This window comes from Arthrobacter melezitosi, assembly GCF_054511055.1.
The window spans coordinates 268979-294760 of record NZ_JBTNDJ010000003.1; the positions used below are offsets into that span (position 1 = coordinate 268979).

22 protein-coding genes and 1 tRNA gene are annotated in these 25782 nt (G+C 71.6%); 12 read left to right on the top strand and 11 right to left on the bottom strand.

What is annotated here, in order from left to right; translation table 11 throughout:
* Positions 1 to 12: 12 nt before the first annotated feature.
* From ACX80W_RS05845 to bcp, 9 genes are all read right to left on the bottom strand, one after another.
* Entirely contained in the window at positions 13 to 948 is a 936-nt protein-coding gene (locus ACX80W_RS05845) for an oxidoreductase (protein ID WP_459281285.1), read from the bottom strand.
* A gap of 82 nt (positions 949 to 1030) precedes the next feature.
* Positions 1031 to 1495: a MarR family winged helix-turn-helix transcriptional regulator gene (locus tag ACX80W_RS05850; RefSeq protein WP_459281287.1), complete on the bottom strand. Its 465-nt coding sequence runs from the start codon at positions 1493 to 1495 to the stop codon at positions 1031 to 1033.
* On the bottom strand, positions 1488 to 2582 hold the full coding sequence (locus ACX80W_RS05855; protein ID WP_459281289.1) for an LLM class flavin-dependent oxidoreductase: 1095 nt from the start codon (positions 2580 to 2582) through the stop codon (positions 1488 to 1490). Before ACX80W_RS05855 ends, ACX80W_RS05850 begins: the two co-directional genes overlap by 8 nt.
* 90 nt (positions 2583 to 2672) lie before the next feature.
* On the bottom strand, positions 2673 to 6011 hold the full coding sequence (locus ACX80W_RS05860; RefSeq protein WP_459281291.1) for an efflux RND transporter permease subunit: 3339 nt from the start codon (positions 6009 to 6011) through the stop codon (positions 2673 to 2675).
* A 50-nt stretch (positions 6012 to 6061) separates the two neighbouring features.
* The gene (locus tag ACX80W_RS05865; protein WP_459281293.1) at positions 6062 to 7558 is read right to left on the bottom strand and encodes a malate:quinone oxidoreductase; all 1497 of its coding nucleotides are present in this window, start codon (positions 7556 to 7558) and stop codon (positions 6062 to 6064) included.
* 64 nt (positions 7559 to 7622) lie between these two features.
* Entirely contained in the window at positions 7623 to 9338 is a 1716-nt protein-coding gene (locus ACX80W_RS05870) for an ABC transporter substrate-binding protein (protein WP_459281295.1), read from the bottom strand.
* A 198-nt stretch (positions 9339 to 9536) separates the two neighbouring features.
* Positions 9537 to 10241: a fasciclin domain-containing protein gene (locus ACX80W_RS05875; protein ID WP_459281296.1), complete on the bottom strand. Its 705-nt coding sequence runs from the start codon at positions 10239 to 10241 to the stop codon at positions 9537 to 9539.
* A 262-nt stretch (positions 10242 to 10503) separates the two neighbouring features.
* A tRNA-Leu gene (locus ACX80W_RS05880) sits at positions 10504 to 10585 on the bottom strand.
* A 47-nt stretch (positions 10586 to 10632) separates the two neighbouring features.
* A complete protein-coding gene (gene bcp, locus ACX80W_RS05885; protein WP_459281298.1) occupies positions 10633 to 11103 on the bottom strand; it encodes a thioredoxin-dependent thiol peroxidase in 471 nt (156 codons plus the stop codon).
* A gap of 133 nt (positions 11104 to 11236) precedes the next feature.
* On the opposite strand from bcp, the gene ACX80W_RS05890 reads away from it, so the two are divergent.
* Positions 11237 to 11758, top strand: a complete 522-nt coding sequence (locus ACX80W_RS05890; RefSeq protein ID WP_459281370.1) for a MarR family winged helix-turn-helix transcriptional regulator — start codon at positions 11237 to 11239, stop codon at positions 11756 to 11758.
* A gap of 253 nt (positions 11759 to 12011) precedes the next feature.
* The gene (locus ACX80W_RS05895; RefSeq protein WP_459281300.1) at positions 12012 to 12785 is read left to right on the top strand and encodes a sigma-70 family RNA polymerase sigma factor; all 774 of its coding nucleotides are present in this window, start codon (positions 12012 to 12014) and stop codon (positions 12783 to 12785) included.
* Between the two features lie 53 nt (positions 12786 to 12838).
* On the opposite strand, the gene ACX80W_RS05900 is transcribed toward ACX80W_RS05895, so the two are convergent.
* Positions 12839 to 13792, bottom strand: coding sequence for a glycosyltransferase family 9 protein (locus ACX80W_RS05900; protein WP_459281301.1), 954 nt, complete (start codon positions 13790 to 13792; stop codon positions 12839 to 12841).
* 116 nt (positions 13793 to 13908) lie between these two features.
* Here ACX80W_RS05900 and ACX80W_RS05905 point away from each other — a divergent pair, with 116 nt between their 5' ends.
* From ACX80W_RS05905 to ACX80W_RS05935, 7 genes are all read left to right on the top strand, one after another.
* Positions 13909 to 14454: a D-glycero-alpha-D-manno-heptose-1,7-bisphosphate 7-phosphatase gene (locus tag ACX80W_RS05905; protein WP_459281303.1), complete on the top strand. Its 546-nt coding sequence runs from the start codon at positions 13909 to 13911 to the stop codon at positions 14452 to 14454.
* Complete coding sequence (locus tag ACX80W_RS05910; RefSeq protein WP_459281305.1) at positions 14451 to 15551, top strand: glycosyltransferase family 9 protein; 1101 nt, start codon at positions 14451 to 14453, stop codon at positions 15549 to 15551. Before ACX80W_RS05905 ends, ACX80W_RS05910 begins: the two co-directional genes overlap by 4 nt.
* Positions 15548 to 16549, top strand: coding sequence for a glycosyltransferase (locus ACX80W_RS05915; RefSeq protein WP_459281306.1), 1002 nt, complete (start codon positions 15548 to 15550; stop codon positions 16547 to 16549). Before ACX80W_RS05910 ends, ACX80W_RS05915 begins: the two co-directional genes overlap by 4 nt.
* On the top strand, positions 16546 to 17832 hold the full coding sequence (locus tag ACX80W_RS05920; RefSeq protein ID WP_459281309.1) for a glycosyltransferase: 1287 nt from the start codon (positions 16546 to 16548) through the stop codon (positions 17830 to 17832). The genes ACX80W_RS05915 and ACX80W_RS05920 overlap by 4 nt, the downstream gene beginning before the upstream one ends.
* A gap of 119 nt (positions 17833 to 17951) precedes the next feature.
* On the top strand, positions 17952 to 18521 hold the full coding sequence (locus tag ACX80W_RS05925; protein WP_459281372.1) for a D-sedoheptulose-7-phosphate isomerase: 570 nt from the start codon (positions 17952 to 17954) through the stop codon (positions 18519 to 18521).
* Positions 18518 to 19879, top strand: a complete 1362-nt coding sequence (locus tag ACX80W_RS05930; protein ID WP_459281311.1) for a PfkB family carbohydrate kinase — start codon at positions 18518 to 18520, stop codon at positions 19877 to 19879. Before ACX80W_RS05925 ends, ACX80W_RS05930 begins: the two co-directional genes overlap by 4 nt.
* Before the next feature lie 70 nt (positions 19880 to 19949).
* A complete protein-coding gene (locus tag ACX80W_RS05935; protein ID WP_459281313.1) occupies positions 19950 to 20669 on the top strand; it encodes an SDR family oxidoreductase in 720 nt (239 codons plus the stop codon).
* Here the strand turns inward: ACX80W_RS05935 and ACX80W_RS05940 are convergent.
* Positions 20635 to 21786: a glycosyltransferase family 9 protein gene (locus ACX80W_RS05940; RefSeq protein ID WP_459281315.1), complete on the bottom strand. Its 1152-nt coding sequence runs from the start codon at positions 21784 to 21786 to the stop codon at positions 20635 to 20637. The genes ACX80W_RS05935 and ACX80W_RS05940 overlap by 35 nt on opposite strands.
* A 241-nt stretch (positions 21787 to 22027) precedes the next feature.
* Between ACX80W_RS05940 and ACX80W_RS05945 the strand changes: the two genes are divergently transcribed.
* Genes ACX80W_RS05945 through ACX80W_RS05955 form a run of 3 tightly spaced genes read left to right on the top strand, consistent with a single transcriptional unit; the run spans position 22028 to position 25781 of the window.
* Complete coding sequence (locus ACX80W_RS05945; RefSeq protein WP_459281317.1) at positions 22028 to 23431, top strand: aldehyde dehydrogenase family protein; 1404 nt, start codon at positions 22028 to 22030, stop codon at positions 23429 to 23431.
* Positions 23431 to 24924, top strand: a complete 1494-nt coding sequence (gene rfaE2, locus ACX80W_RS05950) for a D-glycero-beta-D-manno-heptose 1-phosphate adenylyltransferase (protein ID WP_459281319.1) — start codon at positions 23431 to 23433, stop codon at positions 24922 to 24924. The genes ACX80W_RS05945 and rfaE2 overlap by 1 nt, the downstream gene beginning before the upstream one ends.
* The gene (locus ACX80W_RS05955) at positions 24921 to 25781 is read left to right on the top strand and encodes a glycosyltransferase (RefSeq protein ID WP_459281321.1); all 861 of its coding nucleotides are present in this window, start codon (positions 24921 to 24923) and stop codon (positions 25779 to 25781) included. Before rfaE2 ends, ACX80W_RS05955 begins: the two co-directional genes overlap by 4 nt.
* The last annotated feature ends 1 nt before the right edge of the window (position 25782 follow it).

Genomic DNA, 25782 nt, shown 5'->3' on the forward strand with positions numbered 1-25782 from the left:
CCTGCCGGCTGCTCAGGGGCGGTGTCCGGCGTCCGGCTGCAGGGCGCGGTAGTCGACTCCGGTGAGTTCGACGCTGCGTTCCCAGAGCCGGGCGGCGACCCCGGGGTCAAGGACGTGCGGGGAGGGCGCCACGAGGCGGACGTTGCCCCGGGTTTCGCCGGGACCGTCCGGCCCGTAGTAGTCCCCGCCCACCACGCCGGCCCCGGTGGCCGCATGGAGCACCGGAAGCGCCCCGGCCTCCTCCGACTGGCTCAGGACGCCGAGGAACCCGCCGAGCAGGTCGAGCACCGGTCCCGCCTGCCGGTTCCGGACCAGGTTGGTGCGGGCGAGCCCCGGGTGCGCCGCCGCGGCCGTGAGGTTCGAGCCGGCCGCGCGGGCGCGCCGGTCCAACTCGAGGGTGAAGTAGAGGTTGGCGGCCTTGCTCTGGCCGTACGCGGTCCAGGGGCGGTACCGCCGGGCGGACTGCAGATCGTCGAAGCGGATGCGGCCGCGTCGATGCGCGAGGCTGGAGACGGTCACCACCCGGGGGCGTGCGGCCGCCCGCAGCTGGTCGAGGAGCAGCCCGGTCAGGGCGAAGTGGCCCAGGTGGTTGATGCCGAACTGCGCCTCGAAACCGTCCTCGGTCAGCATCCGCCGCGGCGGCGCCATCACTCCGGCGTTGTTGACCAACAGGTCCAGTGGTCCGCTCCAGTCCGCGGCGAACCGCCGGACGGAGGCGAGGCTGGCAAGGTCCAGCAGGCGCAGCTCCACCGTCCGGCTGCCGCTGAGCGAGCGGATCTGCTGCTCGGCCTCCTGCCCCCGCCGCGCATCCCGGCACGCGAGCACGACGTGCGCACCCTTCCGCGCCAGGGCGAGGGCGACCTGCCGGCCGATGCCGCTGTTGGCCCCGGTGACGATGGCGCTGCGGCCGGTCAGGTCGGGGACGTCGCCGGAGGTGTTGCTGTGCATGGGGCCGCCTTCGCTTGGAACGGTAGACGCCGATGCGTCAGGCCCCAGCCTAGGGGCACCGGGCGGTGCCCGGTGCCCCGGCTCAGGACGGGCGTTCCACCCCGGAGCTGATCTTGGCGGTAAGCCGGCGGAGCTGTTCGAGCTCCTCGACGTTCAGCACCGGCCCAAGGGTCTCCTGGATCACCCGCACGTGGGAGGTGCCGATGCGCTTCTGGAGCGCCCGGCCCTCCTCGGTCAGGGAGACCTCCACGCCGCGGTGGTCGTGCTCGGCCGGCCGGCGCTGGATGAGCCCCTTGGCCTCAAGCCGTTCAATCATCCGGCTCAGGCTCGGCTGGCTGATCAACAGGTTCGCGTTCAGCTCATTGAGCCGGGCCCACCCGGTCTCGCACCGGCTCAGGTTGAACAGCACGTCGTAGTCGCGGATGCTCAGCTGCTTGAAGGCCTCGTCCTGCCTCAGGATCTTCATCACCGCGACCTGGGCGCGGAAGAGGGACTCCCACGCCTCGGCGGTGAGGCGCACCGGCGGGAGGTCGGCCCTCTCAGCCACGGGAGGCCGCTGGTGCGTCCGCGGCAGCACGCCGGTTCTCGAAGGTCGGCCCGGCCGGAACCTCCGCCGGAGTGCGCTTGGCGAACTCGGCGCGCAGCTCGGGCAGGACCAGTTCGCCGAAGAGGTCGAGCTGGTTCAGCACGGTCTTCAGCGGCAGGCCCGCGTGGTCGACGAGGAACAGCTGGCGCTGGTAGTCGCCGAAGTACTCCCGAAAGGTCAGGGTCTTCTCGATGACCTCCTGCGGACTGCCCACCGTCAGCGGCGTCTGCGAGGTGAACTGCTCAAGGGACGGGCCGTGGCCGTAGACCGGCGCATTGTCGAAGTACGGGCGGAACTCCTTCACCGCGTCCTGGGACTTCCGGGCCATGTAGAAGTGCCCGCCCAGCCCGACGATGGCCTGCTCCGGCGTTCCGTGGCCGTAGTGGGCGTAGCGCTCACGGTAGAGCCCGATGAGCTGCTGGTAGTGCTCCTTGGGCCAGAAGATGTTGTTCGCGAAGAACCCGTCGCCGAAGTACGCGGCGATCTCGGCGACCTCGGGGGTGCGGATCGACCCGTGCCAGACGAAGGGCGCGACGCCGTCGAGCGGGCGCGGGGTGGAGGTGAAGTTGCGCAGCGGGGTGCGGAACTTTCCCTGCCAGTTCACGACGTCGTTGTCCCACAGCTGGCGCAGCAGGTTGTAGTTCTCGATGGTCAGTTCCACGCTGTCCTGCTGGTTCTTGCCGAACCAGGGGTAGACCGGCGCCGTGTTGCCGCGGCCCAGGACCAGGTCGACCCGGCCGTCGGCCAGGTGCTGGAGCATGGCGAAGTCCTCGGCGATCTTCACCGGGTCATTCGTGGTGATCAGCGTCACGGAGGTGGAGAGGATGATCCGCTCGGTCTGCGCAGCGATGTACCCGAGCAGCGTGGTGGGGGAGCTTGGCACGAACGGGCGGTTGTGGTGCTCGCCGGTGGCGAAGACGTCAAGGCCGATCTCTTCGACCTTCTTGGCGATGGCGACCATGGCCTTGATGCGCTCGTACTCGCTGGGTGCGGTGTTGTTGGTGGGGTCGACGGTGACGTCGCCGACCGTGAAAATGCCGATCTGCACGTGCCCTCCTGGGCTAGATAGATGCGTTTGCATCCATTGTACGCCCGGGAGGGGGCGGCCGGTCCGGGGGACCTCCGATCCGGTGGAGGGCTAGGCCGGAACGGACTCGGTGGCCCGCTCCAGGCGGTCCGTCGCCGCGCGGCGCCGGGCCCGCAGCTCCCGCCGTCCCTCGATCAGCCGGTAGAGAACAGGAACCAGGATCAGGGTCAGCGCGGTGGAGGAGACGAGTCCGCCGATGACGACCACGGCGAGCGGCTGCGAGATGAAGCCGCCCTCCCCGGTGAAGCCCAAGGCCAGCGGCGTCAGCGCGAAGACCGTGGCAAGGGCGGTCATCAGGATCGGGCGCAGCCGCTGCCGGGCGCCCTGCAGGATGGCCTCGGGCACCTCGAGGCCCGGGGTGCCGTCCCGCGGCCGGCGGTACTGGTTGATCAGGTCGATCAGCACGATGGCGTTTGTCACGACGATCCCGACGAGCATGAGCATGCCGATGAGCGAGGGCAGCCCGAGCGGGATGCCGGTGAGCACCAGCAGCGCAATCGCGCCCGTGGCGGCGAACGGGATGGACACCAGCAGGATGAGGGGCTGAAGGAGGCTCTTGAAGGTTGCGACCATGATCACGTAGACGATCGCGACGGCCGCCCACAGCGCGATGAAGAGCTGGCCGAAGGAGTCCCTCTGCTGCGCCGCCGCCCCGCCCACGGTGGCGGTGGCTCCGGCGGGCAGTTCGACGCCGTCGAGCCGTTCCGACACCGCCGCGGTCAGGGCGCCCAGGTCGTCGCCGGCAGGGGTGACCGAGACGCGGGCGGTGCGCTCTCCGTTGGCGCTGGTGACGGTCAGCGGGACCTGGACCTCCTCGATGGTGGCCACCTCCGTCAGGGGAACCGGACCTCCGGCCGCCGGGATGACCAGGTCGGTGAGCTGGGCCAGGCTCGTGATGGGGGTTCCCTCACCGATGAGGACCGGATAGTCGGTGGCCTCGAGCCGGAGCACGCCCGCGGGGACCGGGCTGATGCTGCCGCCGAGCAGGCCGGCAATCTGCCCTTCGGTGAGTCCTGCTGCGACCGCGGCGGCCCGGTCCACGCTGATCTGGACCTGGGGCTGAGCGGCCGAGAGATTGCTCACCACCTCGCCGGCGCCTTCGAGCCCCGTCAGGCTCCCGGCCACCGCATCGCTTGCGCGCTGGAGGTCTTCGCGGACCGGTGCGGTGATGTTCACGTCGATGGTGCTCGAGGTGCCGAAGCCGCCCTGCTGGGTCGACAGCGTGAAGTCCCCTGCGTCGTTGGCCGTGTCGAGTTCGTCGAGCAGCTCGAGGTCGTCGCGGATCCGCGCCTGCAGCGCTTCCTGGTCGGCGTCCTCGTCGGTGGTGACGGTGAAGCTCGCCACCGAGGCCCCTTCGGAGAACTGGGCGGCAAATGCGCCTTGGGCGTTCCCGACGGTCAGCTGGATGTCGCGGATGTCCGGGTCGCGGGCCAGCACCTCCTCGGTGCGGGCCGCCGCCGCGGCCGTCGTGGCAAGGCTCGAGCCGGGCGGGAGGGTCTGGGAGATGCTGAAATTGTTCTGCCCGCTGTCGCCCAGCAGGTTCGTCGACAGCAAAGGGACCATCGCGGCCGTCGCGCCGAGCACGAGCACACCGGCGGTCAGCGTCCAGACCGGGTGCCGCTGGGTCCCGCGGAGGACCGGAAGGTAGCCGCGCTGCAGCCAGGAGCGGCGTTCGGCGCGGTGGGCCTCCTCCACCGCCGCGGCGCGCGCCCGCCGGACCGCCTCGGGTGCGGCGTCGCCGTCCTCCCCGGTGGCGGCGGCCCGCGTGCGGGGCAGGAACCAGAATGCGAGGACCGGGATGATCGTCAGGGACACCGCGAGGGAGGCCAGCAGGGCAATCCCGGTGGTGACGGCGAAGGGGCGGAACAGCTCCCCGGCCAGTCCGCCGACGAACCCGATGGGGGCGAACACGGCCACGGTGGTCAGGGTCGACGCGGTCACCGCACCGGCGACCTCGCGCACCGCCGTGAGGATGGCGAAGCGTTTTTCCTCGCCGTAGCTCAGGTGCCGCTTAATGTTCTCGATGACGACGATCGAGTCGTCGACCACCCGGCCGATGGCGATGGTCAGGGCCCCGAGGGTGAGGATGTTGAGGGAGTACCCGGCCGCGTAGAGGCCGATGAAGGTGACCAGCAGCGACAGCGGGATGGAGATGGCGGTCACCAGGGTGGAGCGGACCGAGAGCAGGAACACGAGGATCACGAGGACGGCGAAGGCGAGGCCGAGCAGCCCCTCGGTGGTGAGGTCCTTGATCGAGCGTTCGATGAAGGGCGCCTGGTCGAAGACCACGGTGATGTTGGCGCCGTCGCCGAGTTCGGTCTCGAGCTCGGGGATGAGGTCGGCGACGGCCCGGGAGATGCGCACCGTGTCGCCGTCGGGCACCTTGGTGATGGTGAGGCCGAGGGTCTCGACCGCGTTGGTTCGGGTGATCGAGGTGGCAGCGTCGTCGGCGATTTCGACGTCGGCGACCTCCCCGATGGTCACCGGAGCCGCCGGGGGCGCCGGCGCCCGCGCGGCCGGCGGCACGGCCCCCGCGTCCGCGGTGCCGGGCTCCGTGGTGCCGGGGGCGCCCGGAACGGCGCCCGGAACCCCGGGGACCGGGAAGCCTGGGGGGGCCTGGGTGTCCTCCGGGGCCGGCGGAGGCCCGGCGGAGGGGAGGACGGGCAGGCGCCGGATGTCATCGAGTGAGGTGACGGGGCTGCCGGCCTGGATGGTCAGGGACCGCAGTTCCTCCTCGAGCGTGCCCACGGGGAACAGGGCGCCATTGGCTTCGAGCGTGTCGACGATGTCGCGCACCTCCACCCCGGCCCCCGCGAGGGCGCCGTCGCGGGGAAGCACCGCGATGTGCTGCCGCGAGCCGCCGGTGATGCCGGCCGAGCGGACGCCCTCGAGCTTCTGCAGCCGGGGAACCGTCAACCGGGTCAGCTTGTCATTGAGTTCGCTGAGCGGCCGGTCGGAGGAGACGGCGAGGAAGGCGATCGGGAAGTCGCTGATGCTGCCGGCCAGCGCCTGCGGCTCGACATCCTCGGGCAGGTTGGGGCGCACGGTGGAGATGGCCCGGTCCACCTGGGCGCGGGCACGGTCGAGGTTCGTGCCGTAGACGAATTCGAGGTTGACCGTGGAGACCCCGCTGCGGGAGGTCGCGGAGGAGGACTCGAGGCCCTCGACCCCGCTGAGCGCGCTTTCGAGCGGGCTGCTGACCTGCTTGTCGATGTATTCGGGGGACGCCCCGGGCACCGAGGAGACGACGGTGATCCGGGGGAACTCCAGCGAGGGGATGAGTTCCTGCTTGAGCGAGCCCACCGTGATGACACCGAACACCGAAGCGAACACGGTGATCAACGCAATCAGGGCCCGGTTGCCCAGGGAGAGCTGCGCCAGTCGGAACATGGGCCTGCCTTCGGTGCTGACGGTGCCTGGTGTCCCGGGGCAGCCGCGGCTTACTGGAGTTTCAAGACCCGATCCGTCATGGACAGGATTTCCGCGGCAAGCTCCTCGTTCTCATTGAGCTTCACGCCGTAGCCGGGGATCATCTCCTTCAGCTTCGCCTCCCAGCCCGACATCTTCGCCGGGAAGCACCGCTTCAGGAGTTCGACCATGATCGGGGCCGCCGTGGACGCTCCCGGCGATGCGCCGAGGAGAGCCCCCACCGACCCGTCGGCCGAGGTGATGACCTCCGTTCCGAACTGCAGAATCCCACCCGTCTTGGGGGCCTTCTTGATGACCTGTACACGTTGGCCGGCGGTGATGAGTTCCCACGCTCCGCCGTCGGCCGACGGGACGAACTGGTTGAGGGCCTCGTTCTTGGCCTCGCGGTTCTTCAGGACCTCGGAAATCAGGTACTTGGTCAGCGGAACGTTGTCCTTGGCGACGGCGAGCATGGGCACCAGGTTGGACGGGCGGACCGACCCGGGCAGGTCGAGGAAGGAGCCCCGCTTGAGGAACTTGGTGGAGAAGCCGGCGTAGGGTCCGAACAGCAGGGACCGCTCGCCGTTGACGAACCGGGTGTCGAGGTGCGGCACCGACATCGGCGGGGCGCCGACCGAGGCCTGGCCGTAGACCTTGGCGTTGTGCTGGTTCACCGTGTCGGGATCGGTGCAGCGCAGGAACTGTCCCGAGACCGGGAAGCCCGCGAAGCCCTTGCCCTCGGGGATGCCGCTGCGCTGCAGCAGGTGCAGGGCGCCGCCGCCGGCGCCGATGAACACGAACCTGGTGCTGACGGTGCGGGTTGCCCCGGTGCCGCGGTTCTTCACCTTGATGTCCCAGCGTCCGCTGGAGGCGCGGGACACGTCGAGCACGTCGTGGTGGTAGTTCAGTTCGACGCCGTTGCCCTCGAGGTAGGTGGTGAGCCCGCGCGTGAGGGCCCCGAAGTCCACGTCCGTCCCGCCGGCGACCCGGGAGGCCGCCACGGGCTGGCTCGGGTTGCGGTCCTTCATAATCAGGGGGGTCCACCCGGCGATGGTGGCCGGGTCTTCCGAGTGCTCCATGGTGCGGAAGAGGGGCTGTGCGCTGAGCGCTTCATGGCGCCGGCGCAGGTAGGACGCATTGGCGCTGCCCCAGACGAAGCTCATGTGGGGGACCGGGTTGATGAAGTTGCGTGGATCTCCGAGGTGGCCGTTCGAGACCATATGGGCCCAGAACTGGCGCGACACCTGGAACTGCTCATTGATCGCAACGGCCTTGGCCGGGTCGACCGAGCCGTCCTTGCCCGCCGGCGAGTAGTTCAGCTCGCACAGGGCGGCGTGCCCGGTCCCGGCGTTGTTCCACGGATCGGAGCTCTCGAGGCCGGCCCGGTCGAGGCGTTCGAAGACGGAGATGTCCCAGTCCGGCTGGAGCTGCTTCAGGAAGGCCCCGAGCGTGGCGCTCATGATGCCACCGCCGATCAGGACAACGTCGGTGGTCGATGCGGGTGATGCCGCCTGGCTTTGTGCAGTCAACGTTGTCTCCAGTCGCGAGGTCCTAGCCCTTGAAGCCTAGCGGCTGGGAGCCGCCTAGTTTAAATCAGCCGGCGCTTGCGTCGCCGCTGGGGGCCGGCACCCCGTCCAGGTCGATCCGGTTGAACACCTCGTTCATGACCGGGCTCACCGGGTAGGAGGCCACCCGGGGGGCCATGGCCAGGGCCGACACCGGGAAGGCCAGCGGAACGGCCGGCAGCCTCGTGGCGATCTGGGCGCTGATGTCGGCGTACGCCTCGAGCCGGTCGGTGCCGTTGGGCAGGGTGCCGGCCCGGGAGATCTTGCTGAACAGCTGATGGTCCTCGAAGCCGAACTCGCTGCTGTAGCCGCCGAAGATCGCGCCGGCGAAATTGTCCGGATCCTGGTAGCTTCCGCTCCAGCCCAGCAGGTGGAAGGCGCGGTCGCCGTCCTCGAGGACACGGTCGAGGTAGCCCTCGTTCCAGTCCACCGGGACCGGCTTGAGGTTGAATCCGGCGGCGGTGAGCTGCCTGCTGAGCTTGGCATACGTCTTCTCCGGCGCGGGGAGGTACGGCCGGGAGATGTTGCGCGGGTAGTAGAAGGGCAGGGGGATGCCCGTATAACCGGATTCCTCGAGCAGCTCCCGGGCCTTGCGGGGGTCGTGGTTGTAGGAGGGAACCGATTCGCTGCCCACCCCGAGTTTCTGCGGGAGGAATCCCCGGGCCGGCTTGGTGCCGTTCAGGAAGCGCCCCTCGATCAGCGCCTCCTTGTCGATCGCGTGGGCCACCGCCTGGCGGAAGAGCAGGTTGTCGACGCCCGGGAAGTTCTGGTTCATCCCCAGGTACAGCACCGAGTAGGGGTCGCGCTGCAGCAGCTGCTGTCCGGCCCGGGCCAGCTCGGCGGCGTTCTCCACCGTGACGAAGTCGTAGCCGTCGATGCGGCCGGCCTTCAGGGCGCGCAGCCGGGAGTCGGGATGGGTGAGCGTGGTGAACACCACGTCGGTGACCTCGCCGGGGTCGCCCCAGTAGGAGCCGGACGCGGCGAGCCGCACCTCGCCCTTGGTCCAGCTCACGAGCCGGAACGGGCCGGTGCCGACCGGTGCCAGGGCGTACCGGGACAGCCGGTTGCCCTCCCGGGTTTCGGTCGGTTCGTCCGCGCCGAGCCGCTCAAGGGCCCGGGGGGAGGACATGGCGAAGGACGGCAACGCGAGGGCGGGGATGAACTCGGTCATCCGGCTGTTCAGCTCGATCAGCACCTCGTGGCTGTCCAGGGGCCGGCAGCCCTTGTAAAGGGAGGCCTCCGCATTGTCGGAGAAGGCGAGGAACACGGTTTCGAAGGGAAGGGTCGCGGCGTCCGCGCGCGCGGCGGGGGGCGTGGTGAACCAGCGGTTGAAGTTGGCGCAGACAGCTTCGGCATCGAAGGGTTCGCCGTCGTGGAAGACGACGTCCTCCCGGAGTTCGAAGGCGTACGCCCTGCCCTCGTTGCGTTCCTCCCACGACTCGGCGAGGAGCGGCGCCGGCTCGGAGGTGAGCGGATCGATCCCGACGAGGCCTTCAAACAGCTGCTGGGTGACCCGGAAGGATTCGCTGTCGGTTGCCATCGCCGGATCGAGGCCGGTGGGGTCGGCCGCGGCTCCGAAGGTGAAGGTGGTGTCGGAGGCGGTGGGCGCCGGATCCGGGGCGGACGGCGTGGGCGACGGCGCGGGGGAGGTGGCCGTGCAGGCGGGAAGGATGAGCGCCACCGCGGCCGCGGCAAGGGCCAGGGGGACACGTCGGGACCGGACGCGCCCGGCGGTATTCTTCACGGCCAGATTCTCCAAAGGGCGCAGCGCCCTGACTAGACGGTTGGAGAGTCCAGTCTAGGCGATTCGGCCGGACGGCCCGCCCGGCCGCGGGCGCCGTCGGCCGCCCGTCCCCGGGGAAAGAACAGGCCCCCGCACGCCAGGTGCGGGGGCCCGTCCAGGTTCCCTGGTCACGTTAGAGGAGTTACACCAGGGAAGCGGTTAGCCCGCCGGCGGCGTGAGGACTCCGTCGATCAGGTACACGGTGGCGTTGGCGGTCTTGACTCCGCCGCAGATGACGTTCGCGCCGTTGACCATCAGTTCGTCGCCCGAACCGGTGATTTCGACGTCCCCGCCCTGCACCGTGGTCTGAGTGGTTCCCTCAAGGTCGGCCGGAAGCATCTGGCCGGGTACGACGTGGTAGGTCAGGATGCCCGAGAGCAGGTCCTTGTCGGTCTTGAGGGCCTCGACCGTCTCGGCGGGCAGCGCCTTGAAGGCGTCGTCGACCGGGGCGAAGACGGTGAACTCATCGCCATTGAGGGTGTCAACCAGATTGACCTCGGGATTCAGCTGGCCGGAGACGGCAGCCGTGAGCTGGGTCAGGATGGGGTTGTTCGAGGCCGCCACCGCCACCGGGTCGAGGGACATGCCTTCGACCGATCCGGCGCCGTCGGGCACCTGGGCGGCGTAGTCGGCGCATCCGGGCCCGACGAGGTTCGCCGCCGGATCCATTGCCGCGTCCGAGGAGTCGCCGGTGGCTTCGGGGGCCATCGACTCGGTTGCCTCCGACTCCATGCTTTCGGGAGCGGCCGAGGTGCCGGAGGCCGCCTCGCCGCCCCCGCCGCCCCCGCCGCAGGCGGAGAGGCCGAGGACCGAGATGGCCGCGAGGCCGAGGACGCTGAGGTTCCTGCGCTTGATGAGTTCCATGAGATTTCTCCTTGATTTGACCTGGCCCGGTGGGGGAGTCCGGGGCCCGCTGGCTGTGGGCTGGAGCACATCGTGTCGACGTCTCGGAGGTACTTCGAGGGTGGGCCGAAGCCGGATGGGTGGGACCTGGAAATTCCCGGCCGGCCCGCCTCCCGCCGGGCCGGCCGATCCGCCTTAACGAAGCAAGCCGCCTTAACGCAGCAACGGCACCCCGGTCCGAAGACCGGGATGCCGTTGCTGCGGGCCCGAGGGGGCCTTCCTGTGCGCAAGGGGGGACTTGAACCCCCACGTCCGAAGACACTGGAACCTAAATCCAGCGCGTCTGCCAATTCCGCCACTCGCGCGCGCCGACCCGCGCCGGAGCGCAGTGTCGGCTTTCAGTCTACGGGAGTCAGGAAACCCCGAGGTCGCGCCGGAGCTTGGCGACGTGCCCGGTCGCCCGGACGTTGTACTGGGCGAGCTCCACCTTCCCGCTCTCGTCGACGACGACGGTGGAGCGGATGAGGCCCTCGTAGGTCTTCCCGTAGTTCTTCTTCTCGCCCCAGGCCCCCCACGCCTCGGCGACCGCGTGGTCTTCGTCCGAGAGCAGCGGGAAGGTCAGCTGCTCCTTGTCGCTGAAGGCGCGGAGCTTCTCCGGGGCGTCGGGGGAGACCCCGAGGACGCTGTACCCGGCCCCGGCGAGGGACGAGAGGTTGTCGCGGAAATCACAGGCCTGGGTGGTGCAGCCCGGGGTCGCCGCCGCAGGGTAGAAGTAGACGACCGTCTTCCGGCCGCGGAACTCCGAGAGCGAGACCGAGTTGCCAAACGCGTCAGTGAGCGTAAAGTCGGGGGCATGATCTCCAGCCGCCAGTTGGTGTGTCATTCGGGTTCCTCAGTTCGATAGGGGCGGCGGCCAAGGCACTAAAAAAGAACGGGCACGCCTAGTTATCATAGGGGGACGGGTTGGCGCCATCCATGAGCGTTGATCAGCTTAGCGAAAGGGAGTGCACACTTTCATGCCGGATCTGGAGCAATGGCCCACTGGCCGACTGCTGACGACGGCTGCCCGCCTTGTCGAGCACGCCTGGAATGAGCGGCTTGTGGACATTGGGGTCACCCATGCCGGAGTGATAGCACTTGGGGTCCTCGCATCGCAGGGCGCCATGACCCAGGCGAGCCTTGCCCAGATTGTCCGGGTGCAGGCCCAGACCATGGGGAAGACACTCGCCAGGCTCGAATCACGCGGACATGTGGCCCGCGTGCGGAACGACCTCGACCGGCGGTCCCATCTCGTCTCGATCACCGATGCGGGCCGTGAGGTCCTCACCCGGGCCGACGACGTCGAACGCACGCTCGTGGCAGGCGGCGGCCTTGTCTCCGACGAACTCCGGACACACCTCCAGAGCGTGATCAAGGAACTCGGCGCGCCCCGGTGGAACTGGGCGGCCGCTGCGGCAGCCCCCGAGGTTGCCTCGGCCCTTCAGGACGACTCCGTCCCGGGACCCGAGTCCGGCCCCGCGGCGACCATCACCACCTGAAGCGCCCCGGCATGCGGTGCCGGGCCCGGTCATCTCCGGCGGACGCCCGTGTCCGTCGGGGCGGGCATCGCCTTGGCCCGGAGGACGGTAAGACCGACCGCGAAATCCGGCGCGAAGAGCACCGAGAACGCATACTCCATCGGAATTGAAAATAGAAGATTTCCGGAGCAAAACTTTCGAATAATCGTTGCAGGGCCCGTGCGCCCGTGGTTCTTTGGGGGAGTCAGTTGGACACCCCGAACTGGAGAACCATATGTCGAATCCTGCCGCCGCCCCGACGCCCGAGTTCGAGCCTCCACGCAGGACCGACGGACCGTTGCGGAACGCGCTGCAGGACGACATCGCACTGCGGCACCTGGACCTTGCCGAGTCGGTCGCACGGTCCTTCTCCTCGTTCGGACCGGACGCGGCGGATATCCGGCAGGTGGCGTATCTCGGCCTGATCAAGGCGGTCCAACGGTTCAATCCCACCCGGGGCGTGCCCTTTGCCTCCTTCGCGATCCCCACCATCACCGGGGAGATCAAACGCTACCTGCGCGACTGCTGCTGGGTGATCCGGCCGCCGCGGCACCTCCAGGATCTAAGGACCGAAGCGGTCCGCGCGGCGCCCGTGCTGGCACAACGGTTCGGGCGGGAAGCCACGGCGCGGGAGCTCGCGGCGGAACTGGGCGTGGAGGAGTCGTCGGTGGCCGAGGCGCTGACCTGCTCGACGAGCCTGCGGCCGGAGTCCCTCGATGCGCCGTTCGAGGGCAGGAGCTGGGGCGAGACACTTCCCGCGGCGGACAACTGCATCGAGCGCAGCGACGACCTCGTTTCGCTGCGGGCGGCGGTCAATGGGCTCACCGCGGCGGAGAAGGAACTGCTGTACCGGAGGTACTTCAACGAGGAGACCCAGCAGCAGATCGGTGAGCACCTCGGAATGACCCAGATGCAGGTGTCCCGGAAGCTGGCCCGCATCCTCGTGCTGCTGCAGGAACGGCTGGTCGGCACGGCGGCCGGGGGACCCGCCGACGTCCGGATCGCCTGAAATCTGCCGTCCGGTCGGCGCCCGGAGCCGGCGGGGGCGGAGCCGGGGCGGCCCTAGTACACGCCGAGCCGCGAGGCGGCCGCGAGCACCGCGTCGGCGGTCACGGCGAGCAGCGCCGGGTCCGGCTCGGTGGCGAAGGTCTCCCCGACCCGCTTTGACTCGTCGGTGAGCACGATGTGCGGCCCGGGCGGCGGGCCCCACTCCTCGACCGGCGCGGGCCCGAAGATCACGACGGAAGGGCGGGCGTAGGCGGAGGCAAGGTGGGCCGCGCCGGTGTCGGCCGACACCACGAGCGAGGCGCCGGCCACGAGTGCCGCGAAGCGTTCGAGCGGAAGTTCCCCGGCGACGACGGCGCCCACGGGCAGTCCGGCTGCCTCCGCCACGGCCAGTGCCCGCGCCCGTTCCCCGGCGCTGCCGGTCAGCAGCACGCGGTGCCCGGCCCCCGCCAGGGCCTTGGACACCGCGGCGAACCGCTCAACCGGCCACAGCCGGCTGCCGTAGGCGGCCCCGACATGCACGACGACGGCCCCGGGTGCGGGACTTCCCCCCGCGGGGATACGCAGCCGCTGGTCGAGGGGATCGGCCGGCGCCCCGTGCCAGGAGACGAGCCCGGCCCACCGGTGCCGCTCGTGGATCCCATGGAGCCAGGGCGGACCGTCCCAGCCGGGGGCACGGTGGCCGATGCGCCGGGCGGGCGCCAGCTCCTCAAGGCGGCCGCGGCTTTCGGGCCCATTGCCATGCAGGTTCACGGCGATGTCAACGGTCCCCGGCGCCAGCGCCAGCGGCCCGTCCAGGCCGTGGGTCGGGAGCAGCTCATCGACGGCGTCGGTGAGCGCGACGATTGGCGCCAGCCACGCCTGCGCGGCGTACCGGATGCGGTGTTCGGGGAAGGCCCGGCGCAGTCCGCGCAGGGCCGGCACCGCCACCAGCAGGTCCCCGAGCTTCAGGGCCCGCAGTGCCAGCAGTTCCGGCCGGCCGTCCCGGGCCGCGGTGGGGTTCGATGCCATTCCCCCATCCTGCCAGAGGCCTCCGGGCCGCGGCCGGGCACTTTCCCTCCGCCGGGGAGGCAAAGAAGTTTGCCTTCAAGTGTTTAGCCCTGCTTCTTCTCGGGAACAGAGGTTGTATGAGAAGCAGGGCTTCGGCCGCGACCGCTCCGAAGGCGGTCCTGTTCGACCGCGACGGGACGCTCGTTATCGACGTCCCGTACAACGGTGAGCCCGCGCTCGTGCAGGAGATGCCCGGAGCGCGGGCGGTGCTGGACTCCCTGCGCCGCGCCGGGGTCGCCGTCGGAGTGGTGACGAACCAGTCGGGAATCGCCCGGGGCCTGCTCACCCGCGCTCAGGTGGATGCCGTCCACGCCCGGATCGAGGAGCTCCTTGGCCCCTTCGCGGTCTGGGAGATCTGCCCGCACGGGCCCGCCGACGGGTGTTCCTGCCGGAAGCCGGAGCCCGGCATGGTGCTGTCCGCCTGCAGCCGGCTCGGGCTGGATCCCGGCGAGGCGGCAGTGATCGGTGACATCGGGGCCGACATGGGGGCTGCCCGCGCCGCCGGGGCCGTGGGCGTCCTGGTCCCCACGGCGGTGACCCGGCGCGAGGAGGTCCTGGCCGCACCGCTCGTCGCCGATTCCCTCGCCGGTGCCGTCGAGCTGCTGTGGCAGGAGCGGCGGTGACCGCGCGCGTGCTGGTGGCCCGGCTCGACAGCGCCGGGGACGTGCTGCTGGCAGGGCCGGCCGTCCGCGCCGTCGCCGCCGGGCGCGGTGGAGGGCACTCCGAGGTGGTCATGCTGTGCGGGCCGCAGGGCGCACCGGCGGCGCGTCTGCTGCCGGGCGTGGTCGACGTCGTTACGTGGGCGGCGCCCTGGATCGTCGACCCGGCGCCGCCGGTGACCGCCGGCCTGATGCGGGAACTCGTGGACTTGGCGGCTGCCTGCGGAGCCGGGGAGGCGGTGATCCTCACCTCGTTCCACCAGTCCCCGCTCCCGCTCGCCCTCGCGCTGAGGCTCGCAGGGATCGGGCGCATCACCGGTGCGTCAATCGACTACGCCGGCTCCCTGCTGGACATCCGCCTCAAGCCCGGCGAGGACTTCCCCGAGGACCAGCCCGAGGCCGAACGCGCGCTGGGGATCGCGGCGGCCGCCGGCTACCTCCTGCCGCCCGACGACGACGGACGGCTCCAGGTTACCGGCCTTCCCGACGTCTCGGACCTGGTCGGGACGGCCCCCTATGTCGTCGTCCACCCGGGGGCCGCAGTGCCGGCACGCGCCTGGCCGCCGCTGCACCACGCGGCAGCCGTCGAACTGCTTACCGCCGCAGGCTTCCGGGTGGTGGTCACCGGCGGTCCGGCGGAAAAGGGGCTGACTGCGACGGTCGCCGGACCGGAGGGCCTCGACCTCGGCGGCCGCACCGACCTGGCGTCCCTGGCTGCGGTCCTGCAGGGCGCCGAGGCCCTTATTACGGGCAACACCGGTCCGGCCCACCTCGCCGCCGCCGTGGGGACGCCGGTGGCATGCCTGTTCTCGCCCGTGGTGCCCGCCGTGCGGTGGGCCCCCTACAAGGTTCCCGTTGAACTCCTCGGCGACCAGTCGGCGGCCTGCGCCTCGAGCCGGGCCCGGACCTGTCCGGTGCCCGGACACCCCTGCCTCTCCCGCGTCCAGCCGGAAGAGGTCGTCGACGCCGTCGTCAGGCTCACCGCCGGGGTCCCCTCCCTTGCTTCACGCCGCCGGATCGGGCGCGCCGAGACGCGCCGCAGCGAAAGGAGAGCGCCATGAGGATCCTGTTGTGGCACGTCCACGGAGGGTGGACCGACGCCTTCGTGCGCGGCAGCCACACCTACCTGCTGCCCACCACCGCCGACGGCGGTCCCTGGGGGCTCGGGCGGGCGGGGCGGGACTGGCCCGGGTCCGTGCTGGAGGTCGCCCCGACGGACCTGGCCGGACAGGACATCGACGTCGTCGTCCTGCAGCGGATCGAGGAGCTGGCCGAGTGCGAGCGGCTCCTGGGCCGCACGCCCGGCCGGGACCTGCCTGCGGTCTTCGTCGAGCACAACACCCCGAAGGGCAACGTCCCCTCGGCGGTGCATCCCCTCGGCTGGCAGGACCGCATCCCTCTTGTCCATGTCACCCACTTCAACGACCTGATGTGGGACAGCGGGGTGGCTCCGACCACGGTCATCGAACACGGAATCGTCGACCCCGGCCACCTCTACACCGGGGAGCTGGAGCAACTCGGGGTCGTCGTCAACGAACCGGTCCGGAGGGGGCGCGTCACCGGAACGGACCTGCTGCCCCGCTTCGCCTCGACGGCGCCGCTCGAGGTGTTCGGCATGGGCGCCGAGCGCCTCCCGGAGCTGCTCGGGCTGCCCCCGGAGCGGCTCCGGCTCGGCGGGGACCTCCCCGCGGCGCAGCTCCACGCCCGCCTCGCCCGCTCCCGTGCCTACCTCCACCCGCTGCGGTGGACCTCCCTTGGGCTCGCCCTGCTCGAGGCGATGCACCTGGGCATGCCGGTGCTCGTCCTGGCCACCACCGAGGCTGCCCGGGCGGTCCCGCCCGGGGCCGGGGCCATCTCGACGAACCTTGAGGATCTCCGGGCCATGGCGGTGCGGCTCCTTGCCGACCCCGACGAGGCCCGCTCCCGGGGCCGGACCGCCCGCCAGGCGGCCCTTGACCGTTATTCACTGGCCCGTTTCCTGGCGGACTGGGACGACGTACTGGACTCCGCGGCTGGGCGCGGGCGGGTCCTTGCAGTTACCGAAAGGAAGGCGCAGTGAGGATATCCCTGGTTTCCGAACACGCGAGCCCGCTCGCAGCCCTGGGCGGAGTCGACGCCGGTGGGCAGAACGTGCACGTGGCGGAGCTGTCGCGGGCGCTCGCCTACCGCGGCCACGACGTCACCGTCTACACCCGGCGGGATGATCCCGCGCTGCCCCGGCGCGTGCGCCCGGTGCTGGGGCTCGAGATCGTGCACGTCGACGCAGGCCCTCTCCGTTCGGTGCCCAAGGACCAGCTCCTGCCCTTCATGCCCGAGTTCGCCCGGGGCATTGTCGAGGACTGGGGCAACCGCCCGCCCGAGGTGGTGCACGGGCACTTCTGGATGTCGGGCCTTGCCTGCCTCGACGCGGCGGCGCAGTGCCGGCCCGCCGCGCTGCGGCCCGCGGTGGTGCAGACCTTCCACGCCCTGGGCACCGTCAAGCGCCGCCACCAGGGGCCCGACGACACGAGCCCGGCCGAACGCATCCGGCTTGAGGCATCCGTCGGCCAGGGCGCCGACCGGATCATCGCCACCTGCAGCGACGAGGTGTTCGAACTTAAGGCACTCGGCGTCCCGGGGCACCGGGTCTCCATCGCACCGTGCGGGGTGGACCTCGAGCTCTTCTCCCCGTCGGGGCCCGCCTCACCGCGCGGACGCACGCACCGGATCGTCTCAGTGGGACGCCTCGTCCCCCGCAAGGGCATGGACCTGGTGATCCGTGCCCTGCGCATCCTCCGCGACGGTGGGCACGACGTCGAACTCGTGCTCGTCGGGGGACCCGGGAACGCGGCCCGCCTCGAGGAGGACCCCGAGGCGCGGCGCCTGAAGGCCCTGGCCGTCGAACTGGAGGTGGACGACCGGGTCGTGTTCGCCGGGCAGGTGGGGCGGGAGGAGATGCCGCCGGTCCTTCGCAGCGCCGACGCCGTCGTCTGTGCCCCCTGGTACGAGCCATTCGGCATCGTCCCGCTTGAGGCGATGGCCTGCGGGGTGCCCGTGGTGGCCGCCGCCGTCGGGGGCCTTGTCGACACGGTGGTCGACGGGCGCACCGGCAAGCACGTTCCGCCGCAGGACCCAGGCGCCATCGCCGGGGCGGTGGCGGAAATCCTCGCCAGTCCGGACTGGGCCGCCGAGCTCGGCCGGAACGGTTACCGGAGGGTCCGGGCACGGTATTCGTGGAACCGGATCGCCGCCGACACGGAGAAGGCGTACCTGCTGACCCTGCGCGGCACCGGGGTGCTTGGGCAGGCGCAGGGCTCCACCCTGCCGAGGTCCCTGGAGAGCACGGGAGGGAGGGCGCTGTGACCGCCGAATACCTCAATGCCGGCCGGCACGTGGGGACCCTGCCGGAGCAGCTCACGGTGGACCTTCCGGCCGGGCTCGGGGAGCTCGCCGAGGAGCGGCACGCCCGCTCGCTCGAGGCCGTGGTGGACCACCTCGCGGCGGTCCTCCCGGCCCTCGAGTCGCTGCGCGCCGAGGCGGACACCCTCGCCCGGTGGGGCGTGGAGCTGGCCGGACGGCTCCTGTCCGGCAGCCGGCTCCTCGTGGCAGGGAACGGCGGGTCGGCCGCCGAGGCCCAACACCTCACCGCCGAGCTGGTTGGGAGGTTCGACGGCGAGCGCGAACCGTTCTCGGCGATCTCCCTCCATGCCGAGAGCTCGGCCGTGACCGCCATCGCCAACGACTACGGGTACGACCAGCTCTTCGCACGCCAGGTCCGGGCCCACGGGCGGCGCGGCGACGTGCTGATCCTGCTGAGCACGAGCGGGAAGAGCCCGAACCTGCTGCAGGCGGTGGAGGCCGCCCGCGCCGCGGGCATCACCACGTGGGCGCTCACCGGTTCGGCGCCGAACCCCCTCAGCTGCTGCGTCGATGAGTACGTCGCGGTCGAGGCGGCCTCGGCCAACGCCCAGGAGGGGCACCTGATCGCGCTCCACGCGCTCTGCCGGGCCTTCGACTCGGAAGTGCGCCGGCACCGGGAGGAACAGCCATGAGGGTCCTGGTGATCGGCGACGTCCTGCTCGACGCCGACCTGTCGGGGGCGGCGGAACGCCTCTCCCCGGACGCCCCGGTCCCCGTTGTCGACGTCGACACCGTGCTGCGGCGGGCCGGCGGGGCGGGCCTCGTGGCGCGGATGCTCCAGCGCGACGGGCACGACACCGAGCTCGTCACGGTGCTCTCCGACGACGGCGCCGCCGCCCTCCTGCGCGCCGAGCTCGACGGCATCACCGTCACCGCCGGCCCCTCCGGGGCGCCGACACCGGTGAAGACCCGCGTCCGGGCCGCGGGGCACCCGATCGTGCGCTTCGATGAGGGCTGCGCTCCGGCGCCCGTTCCGGCCTGCACTCCGCAGATGGCGGCGGCACTGGAGCGCGCAGAGGTGATCGTGGTGGCCGACTACGGCAGGGGGCTGATGGGCAACCCGGACCTGCGCCGGGCCCTCTCGCGGCAGGTCGGCAGGGTGCCGGTGGTCTGGGACCCGCACCCGTCCGGGGCCGATCCCGTCCCCGGTGCCACCGCGGTCACGCCCAACTTCGGTGAGGCGGTCCGGTTCGCCGGCGTCGGCGGCGAGCGCACCGCGGCGGCGGCGGAGGCGGCGGACCGCCTGCGCTCGCGGTGGCAGGCCCGTGCGGTGGTTGTGACACTGGGCGAACGGGGTGCACTCGTCTCGGCCGACGGCGCCCTCCCGCAGGCCATTCCCGCCCCGGCGATCGCCGCGCCCGATCCGTGCGGCGCCGGCGACCGCTTCGCCGCCACGCTCGCCGTCGCGCTGGCCCGCGGGAAGCCCCTCGATGCTGCCGCGCAGGAGGCGGTGAGGGCCGCGGCCGCCTTCCTGTCGGCCGGCGGGGTGTCCTCCCTGCGGGCACCTCAGGCCCCTCCTGTCCTGGCGGTCCCCGGCTCGGATGCGGTCGAGACCGCCCGGCGGACGCGCGCGGCCGGCGGCACGGTCGTGGCCACCGGAGGGTGCTTCGACCTGCTCCACGCCGGCCACGCCCGCACCCTGGCCGCGGCCCGGGGGCTCGGCGACTGCCTCATTGTCTGCCTCAACTCCGATGCCTCGGTGCGCCGCCTCAAGGGCGAAACCCGGCCGATCATGCCGCTCGAGGACCGGGTCGAACTGCTGCTTGCCCTTGAGTGCGTGGACGCGGTCCTCGTCTTCGAGGAATCGACGCCCGAGAACGCCCTCGGGCGCCTCCGGCCCGACATCTGGGTCAAGGGAGGCGACTACGCCGCCGCGGACCTGCCCGAGGCACGCCTGATCAGCGGGTGGGGCGGCAGGACGGTCACCGTGCCCTACATCCCGGCCCGCTCCACCACTCGGCTCGCGGCCGCCCTGGCCCGGGTGGGCTGAGCAGCCCGCCCCCACGACGGTGCGGCCGGTCCACCCGGCCGTGCATGTTCCAGCACTAGGAAGGAAAAACATGACCTATACCGCACCAGAGACCCAGGCCGCCCCCAACCCCGGACGGGTCCTGATCACCGGGGGAGGCTCCGGCCTCGGCGCCGCCGTGGTCGAGGCGGTCATCGCCGCCGGAGGCACCCCGGTTGTGTTGGACCTCGACGTGAGCCGGGTCTCCGGCGTCAAGGCGTTCGAGGTCGATGTGGCCGACCGGCATGCCGTCGAGGCCGCCGTCCGGGAGGCCGGCGAGGCACTCGGCGGGCTCGACGCCGTGGTGACAGCGGCCGGCATCGACCGCTGCGGGAAACTCGCGGATGTTCCGGCCGAGCAGTGGGAAAAGGTCCTCGGGGTGAACCTGCTCGGCACGGTGTCCACCGTCCGGGCGGCGCTGCCGTACCTGCTGCCCACGCACGGCCGGGTGGTCACGATCGCCTCGACGCTGGGCATCCGGGCCGTCGCCGACGCCACCGCCTACTGCGCCTCCAAGTTCGGCGTCGTCGGCTTCTCCCACGCCCTGGCGGCCGAGACCTCCGGTGAGGTCGGCGTCACCACGATCATCCCCGGCGGAATGAAGACCCGCTTCTTCGATGACCGCGACGAACAGTACAAGCCGCAGGACGACTCACGGCTCAACGACCCCGAGCGGGTGGCCGCGGCCATCCTGTTCGCCCTGTCCCAGCCCAAGGGCTGCGAGGTGCGTCAGATGCTCATCTGCCATGAGGAGGAAGGCTCGTGGCCATAAGCTCCCGAACATCCGCGTAGACGGCGGCGGGCCGGACCGACTGGACCAGTGAGTCATCGTGCTCGCAGCGCTCGGCCGTCCAGCCCACCTGGGTCACATCCACCCCGCAGACGGGGCAGGCGATGACCCACGCGAGGTGGACCCGGTGCAGTGTCCGGCCGAAGGCGCCGGCATTGATCACATTGCCGACCCAGTAGACGCCGACGGTCGGGGTGCCCACGGCCTGCGCGAGGTGGCGCGGCCCGCTGTCATTCCCAACCACGACGGCGCTCGCGGCGAGCACTCCAGCAAGCTGGCCCAGGTCGAGGGCCCCGGCCAGTGAGGTGATCAACCCACCCGGGGCCCGCCGCCTGGCGCGCCGGACGATCTCGTCCGCAGCCGGGACGTCGGTGTCGTCGCCGACCACGACCACCCGGGCGCCGTCGGCGGCCGCCAGGGCGGCCACCGCGGCGAAGGATCCGGCCGGCCACCGCCGGCGCGGATCCGTCGCGCCCGGATGGATCGTCACCAGCGGGCCGCTGCCGGGGACGAGCCGGGCCGCGTTCACGAGTTCGCCGGCCCGGACGGCGATCCGGGGTTCGAGGATCCGCGGCTCGGCCCCTGCGAGCCCCACCACCTCAAGGGCGCGGAAGACCTCGTGCTGATAGTAGACGTACGGCAGGGTCCGCTCCAGGGCAACGGCGTCGGGGGTCCGGGTTCCGACGGTGTGCCGTGCGCCGAGACGGAGCAGGAACGGATTCGAGTTGCGGCCGCCGCCGTGGATCTGGACGGCGAGGTCGAAGTCCACCGCGGCCATCCGCTGAAAGAATCGGCCGACCTCCCGCTCGTCGGGTGTGCCGGGGCGGATGCCCGGCGCCACCGGCAGGATCTCGACCTCGGCGACGGGGCCGGGCCGGCCGGTGAGCAGGGCGGCGTGGAGCGGCGTGCCCAGCAGGGTGATGCGTGCCTGGGGGTAGGCGGCCTGGAGGGCGTCGATGGCGGGCACGGAGAACATCAGGTCCCCGAGCCCTCCGCCGCGCAGCACTGCGATCCGCTGCACATCCTCGAAGGGCGGATGCACCGGTCCCACCCCGGTTCCATAGGTCGTGTCGGCCAACACGGGTGGCGCGTGGTCCATAACCCCTCCTGATCATCGTGCCGCAACGGGTTGAGCCGGGTTCCGGTTCCCCGCGGGGGTGGTGGCCGCGCAGGACCCGGCCGTGCTGAGGAAACGATAGGGTGCTGCGGTGGCGCGCCACAATTTCTAATTTCCCCGCCCCGCAGCTGTGTAAACGCGCGGACGCCGGGGTATTGGTTCAGCTACCCGCCGGAAATTGGACCCGCGGCGGGCCGATTCGGAGAACCCGCCAAGGAGCGCAATGTCCACCTACTCCCACGTCCATTCACCCGCCGTGGCCGAGTCGATCACCGTCCTTGACCCGCGGGACGGGACGCATGTCGGCACCCTCGAGTCGTCAACACCGGAACAGGTCGAGATTGCGCTGTCGCTGGCCCGCACCGTGCAGCCCGAATGGGCGGCGACCGATCCGGCCGCCCGCGGCCGCCACCTGCGCTCGGCCGCCGACGCGCTGCGGGCGGCGGCCCCGGAGCTCGCCGCGCTGAACGCCCGGGAGACCGGACGGCCCGTCGAGGAGGCGTTGGCGGGGGCCTACGCGGCGGTCTCGGCCCTCGAGCAGTACGCCGAGCTCGGGCCGGTGCACCGGGGACACGCCCTCCGCGGGGCGGCCCTCGCCGCGGACTACACGGTGGCCGAGCCCCGTGGGGTGGCCGTGCTGCTGACCCCCTGGAACGATCCGGTGGCCGTCGCGGTGGGACTGATTGCCGCGGCACTGGTCACCGGCAACACCGTGGTGCACAAGCCCAGCGAACGCTGTCCGCACCTCGGCCTGCGGCTCGGGGAGGTCCTCTCCCAGACCTTTCCCTACGGAGTGCTCATCACGCTCACCGGCGGTCCCGAGGTCGGTGCCCTCCTGACCCGGCAGGGCGGGGTCGATGTTTTCGCCCACGTCGGCTCCAGCGCCACGGGGGAGCGCATCGCCCGCGCCGCAGCGCTGACCGGTGCGCACGTGCTGCGGGAGAACGGCGGGAACGATCCCCTCGTGATCGACGCCGACGTCGATCCCGGGTGGGCCGCCGAGCAGGCCGCCATCGGTTCCTTCAGCAACAGCGGGCAGATCTGCACGGCCGTCGAGCGCATCTACGTCCACCGGGCGATTTCCGGACGGTTCGCCGAGGCGCTCGTGGAGCAGGCCCGGACCCGCAACGGGTCCGGAGCGGTGGCACCGCTTGTCGACACCCGGTTGCGCGACGCCGTCCACGCCCAGGTCTCCGAGGCGCTTGCCTTCGGCGCTGTGCGCGCCGTCGGGGGAGAGGTCCCCGAAGGCCCCGGGGCCCACTACCCGGCCACGGTGCTCCTTGGCTGCACCGAGGTGATGCGGGTGATGACCGAGGAGACCTTCGGCCCGGTGGCACCGGTGAGCGTCGTTGAAAGCTTCGAGGAGGGCCTGGCCCGGGCGGCGTCCGGTCGGTACGGCCTGGCCGCGACGGTGCTCACGGGCAGCATCGCCAATGCCCAGCGGGCCGTCGCCGCCCTGCCGGTGGGCACGGTGAAGATCAACGCGGTCTTCGGGGGCGCCCCCGGGGGTTCCGCCCAGCCACGGGGGATCAGTGGGGAAGGCTTCGGCTACGGCCCCGAACTGCTCGACGAGTTCACCCGGGTCAAGGTGGTGCACATCAGCTCCCCGCCCGCCGGGAGCGCCTGATGGGTGGCCTGGAGGAGGTCCGCGGCCTCGCCGGGTGGGTCCCGCTGAGGATCGCCGGGATCGCCCCGGTCATCACGGTGGTGGGCGATGTGATGCTCGATGGCTGGTTCAGCGGCACCATCGAACGGCTCTGCCGGGAGGCGCCGGCGCCGGTCGTGGACCTTGACCGCAGGGACTACGCGCCGGGCGGCGCGGCGAACACCGCGATGAACCTCGCCGCCCTCGGTGCCCGGGTGCGCTTGTGCGGGCTGACGGGCGCCGACGACGCCGGCGCGAAGCTGCGCGCGCTCCTCGCCGCGGCCGGGGTGGATGTCACCCATCTCATCGAGGACCCCGGTATGACGACGACCACCAAGTACCGGATCCTTGGCGGCGGCCAGGTGCTGCTGCGGCTCGACGAGGCACCTCGGAACGTCCGGAACGGCCCGGCCCTGGTGGCCGCCGGGGTTCCGGCCGCCGTCGCAGGGTCCGACGCCGTCATCGTCTGCGACTACGGCACCGGGGTGCTTGGCGGTGAGGTGCGCGATGCGCTCGCCGCCGCCGAAGGTGACCGGCTCACCCTCGTCGACGCCCACGATCCCGCCGCGTGGGCTGCGCTGCGGCCCGACCTCGTGACACCGAATGCGCGCGAGGCGGCGGCTCTGCTGGGCGGGCGGCTCGACGTGCGGCAGGACCGGGCCGCGGCGGTGCGTGCCCGCAGCGCCGACCTGCTCACCGCGAGCGGAGCGGCGGCCGTCGTCGTCACCCTGGACCGGGACGGGACTGTCCTGCTGGGAGCCGACGGGGAGTTCCACCGCACCTGGGCGAGGCCCGCCACCGAGAAGCAGGCCTCCGGCGCGGGCGACACCTTCGTTGCCTGCCTTGCCGCCGCCCGCGCCGCCGGGCTGCCGCTGACCACGAGCCTGGACCTCGCGCAGGCGGGCGCCGACATCGTGGTCCACCGCCCCGGCACCTCGGTCTGTTCGACCGAGGACCTCGCCCAGCACCTGGGCAGCTTCGCCGATACGGCCCTCGAACCGGACGAACTGCTGCGGGCCATCGGCCGGGAGCGGGCGGAGGGGCGGAGGATCGTGCTCACCAACGGCTGCTTCGACGTGCTCCACCGCGGCCACACCGCCTACCTCAACCAGGCCAAGCAGCTTGGCGACGTGCTGGTCGTCGCCGTCAACGACGACGACGGCGTCCGGCGGCTCAAGGGGCCCGACCGCCCCATCAACCCTGCCGCCGACCGGGCCGGTGTGCTGGCCGCCCTGAGCTGCGTCGACTATGTCACCGTCTTCAGCACCGACACCCCCGTGCCGCTGATCGAGGCCCTGCGGCCGGACATCTACGCCAAGGGCGGCGACTATTCGGAGCAGATGCTCACCGAAGCGCCGGCCGTCGAGGCCTGCGGGGGGTCGGTGCGGATCCTGGACTACGTCCCCGAGAAGTCCACCTCTGCCGTCGTGCGGAAGATCCGCGGCCCGGGCCCCGTTGTGGAGGGAGCGTCATGACCCGGCGCTGGTCGGGGGAGTGGGCCACGCCGGCCGGACCGGCGGCGCCCGAGATTGACGTCCTCATTCCCTCGCTCACCCGGCCGGCGGAACTCGCCGTCACCCTTGCCGGCCTGGCGGCCCAGGACGCCCCCGACTTCCGGGTCGTCATCAGCGACCAGACCGACGGGACGCCGGCCTGGGAGCACCCTGCGGTGCAGGCGATGGTTCGCGTCCTGCGTGCCCAGGGCCGGGCCGTGCGGTGCGAGCACCACCTGCCCCGCCAGGGACTCGCCGAGCACCGCAGCTACCTCCTCAGGCTCGCCGAGGCGCCGACGGTGCTGTACCTGGACAACGATGTGTGGCTCGAACCGGGGGTGCTCGAGCGGATGCACCGGGCACTTACGGAATCCGGCGCCGGTTTCGTCGGCTCCGCCGTCCAGGGCCTTTCCTACCTGCAGGATGACCGCCCGCACGAACGCGCGACCCTCCAGTTCTGGGAGGGCGGCAGGGTGGTGCCCGAACGGCTGCGCCCCACCAGCGCGGGCTTCGGCCGCTGGCGCCTGCACAACGCCGCGAACCTCACCCACGCGGCCGCGGCGCTGGAGCTCGGGCCCGGGGAATCCCTGCTGTACAAGGTCGCGTGGGTGGGCGGCTGCGTGCTCTTCGACCGGAGCGCCCTGGAGCAGTGCGGTGGCTTCGACTTCTGGGAGCACCTTCCGGCCGGCCATGCGGGCGAGGACGTCGCGGCGCAGTGGCGCGTGATGGAGCGCTTCGGGGGCGCGGGTCTGCTGCCCTCCGGGGCGGTCCACCTGGAGTCGCCGACCACCGTCACCGACCGCGCAATTGACGCTGCCGGGGCAATCCTTGGCCAGTGAA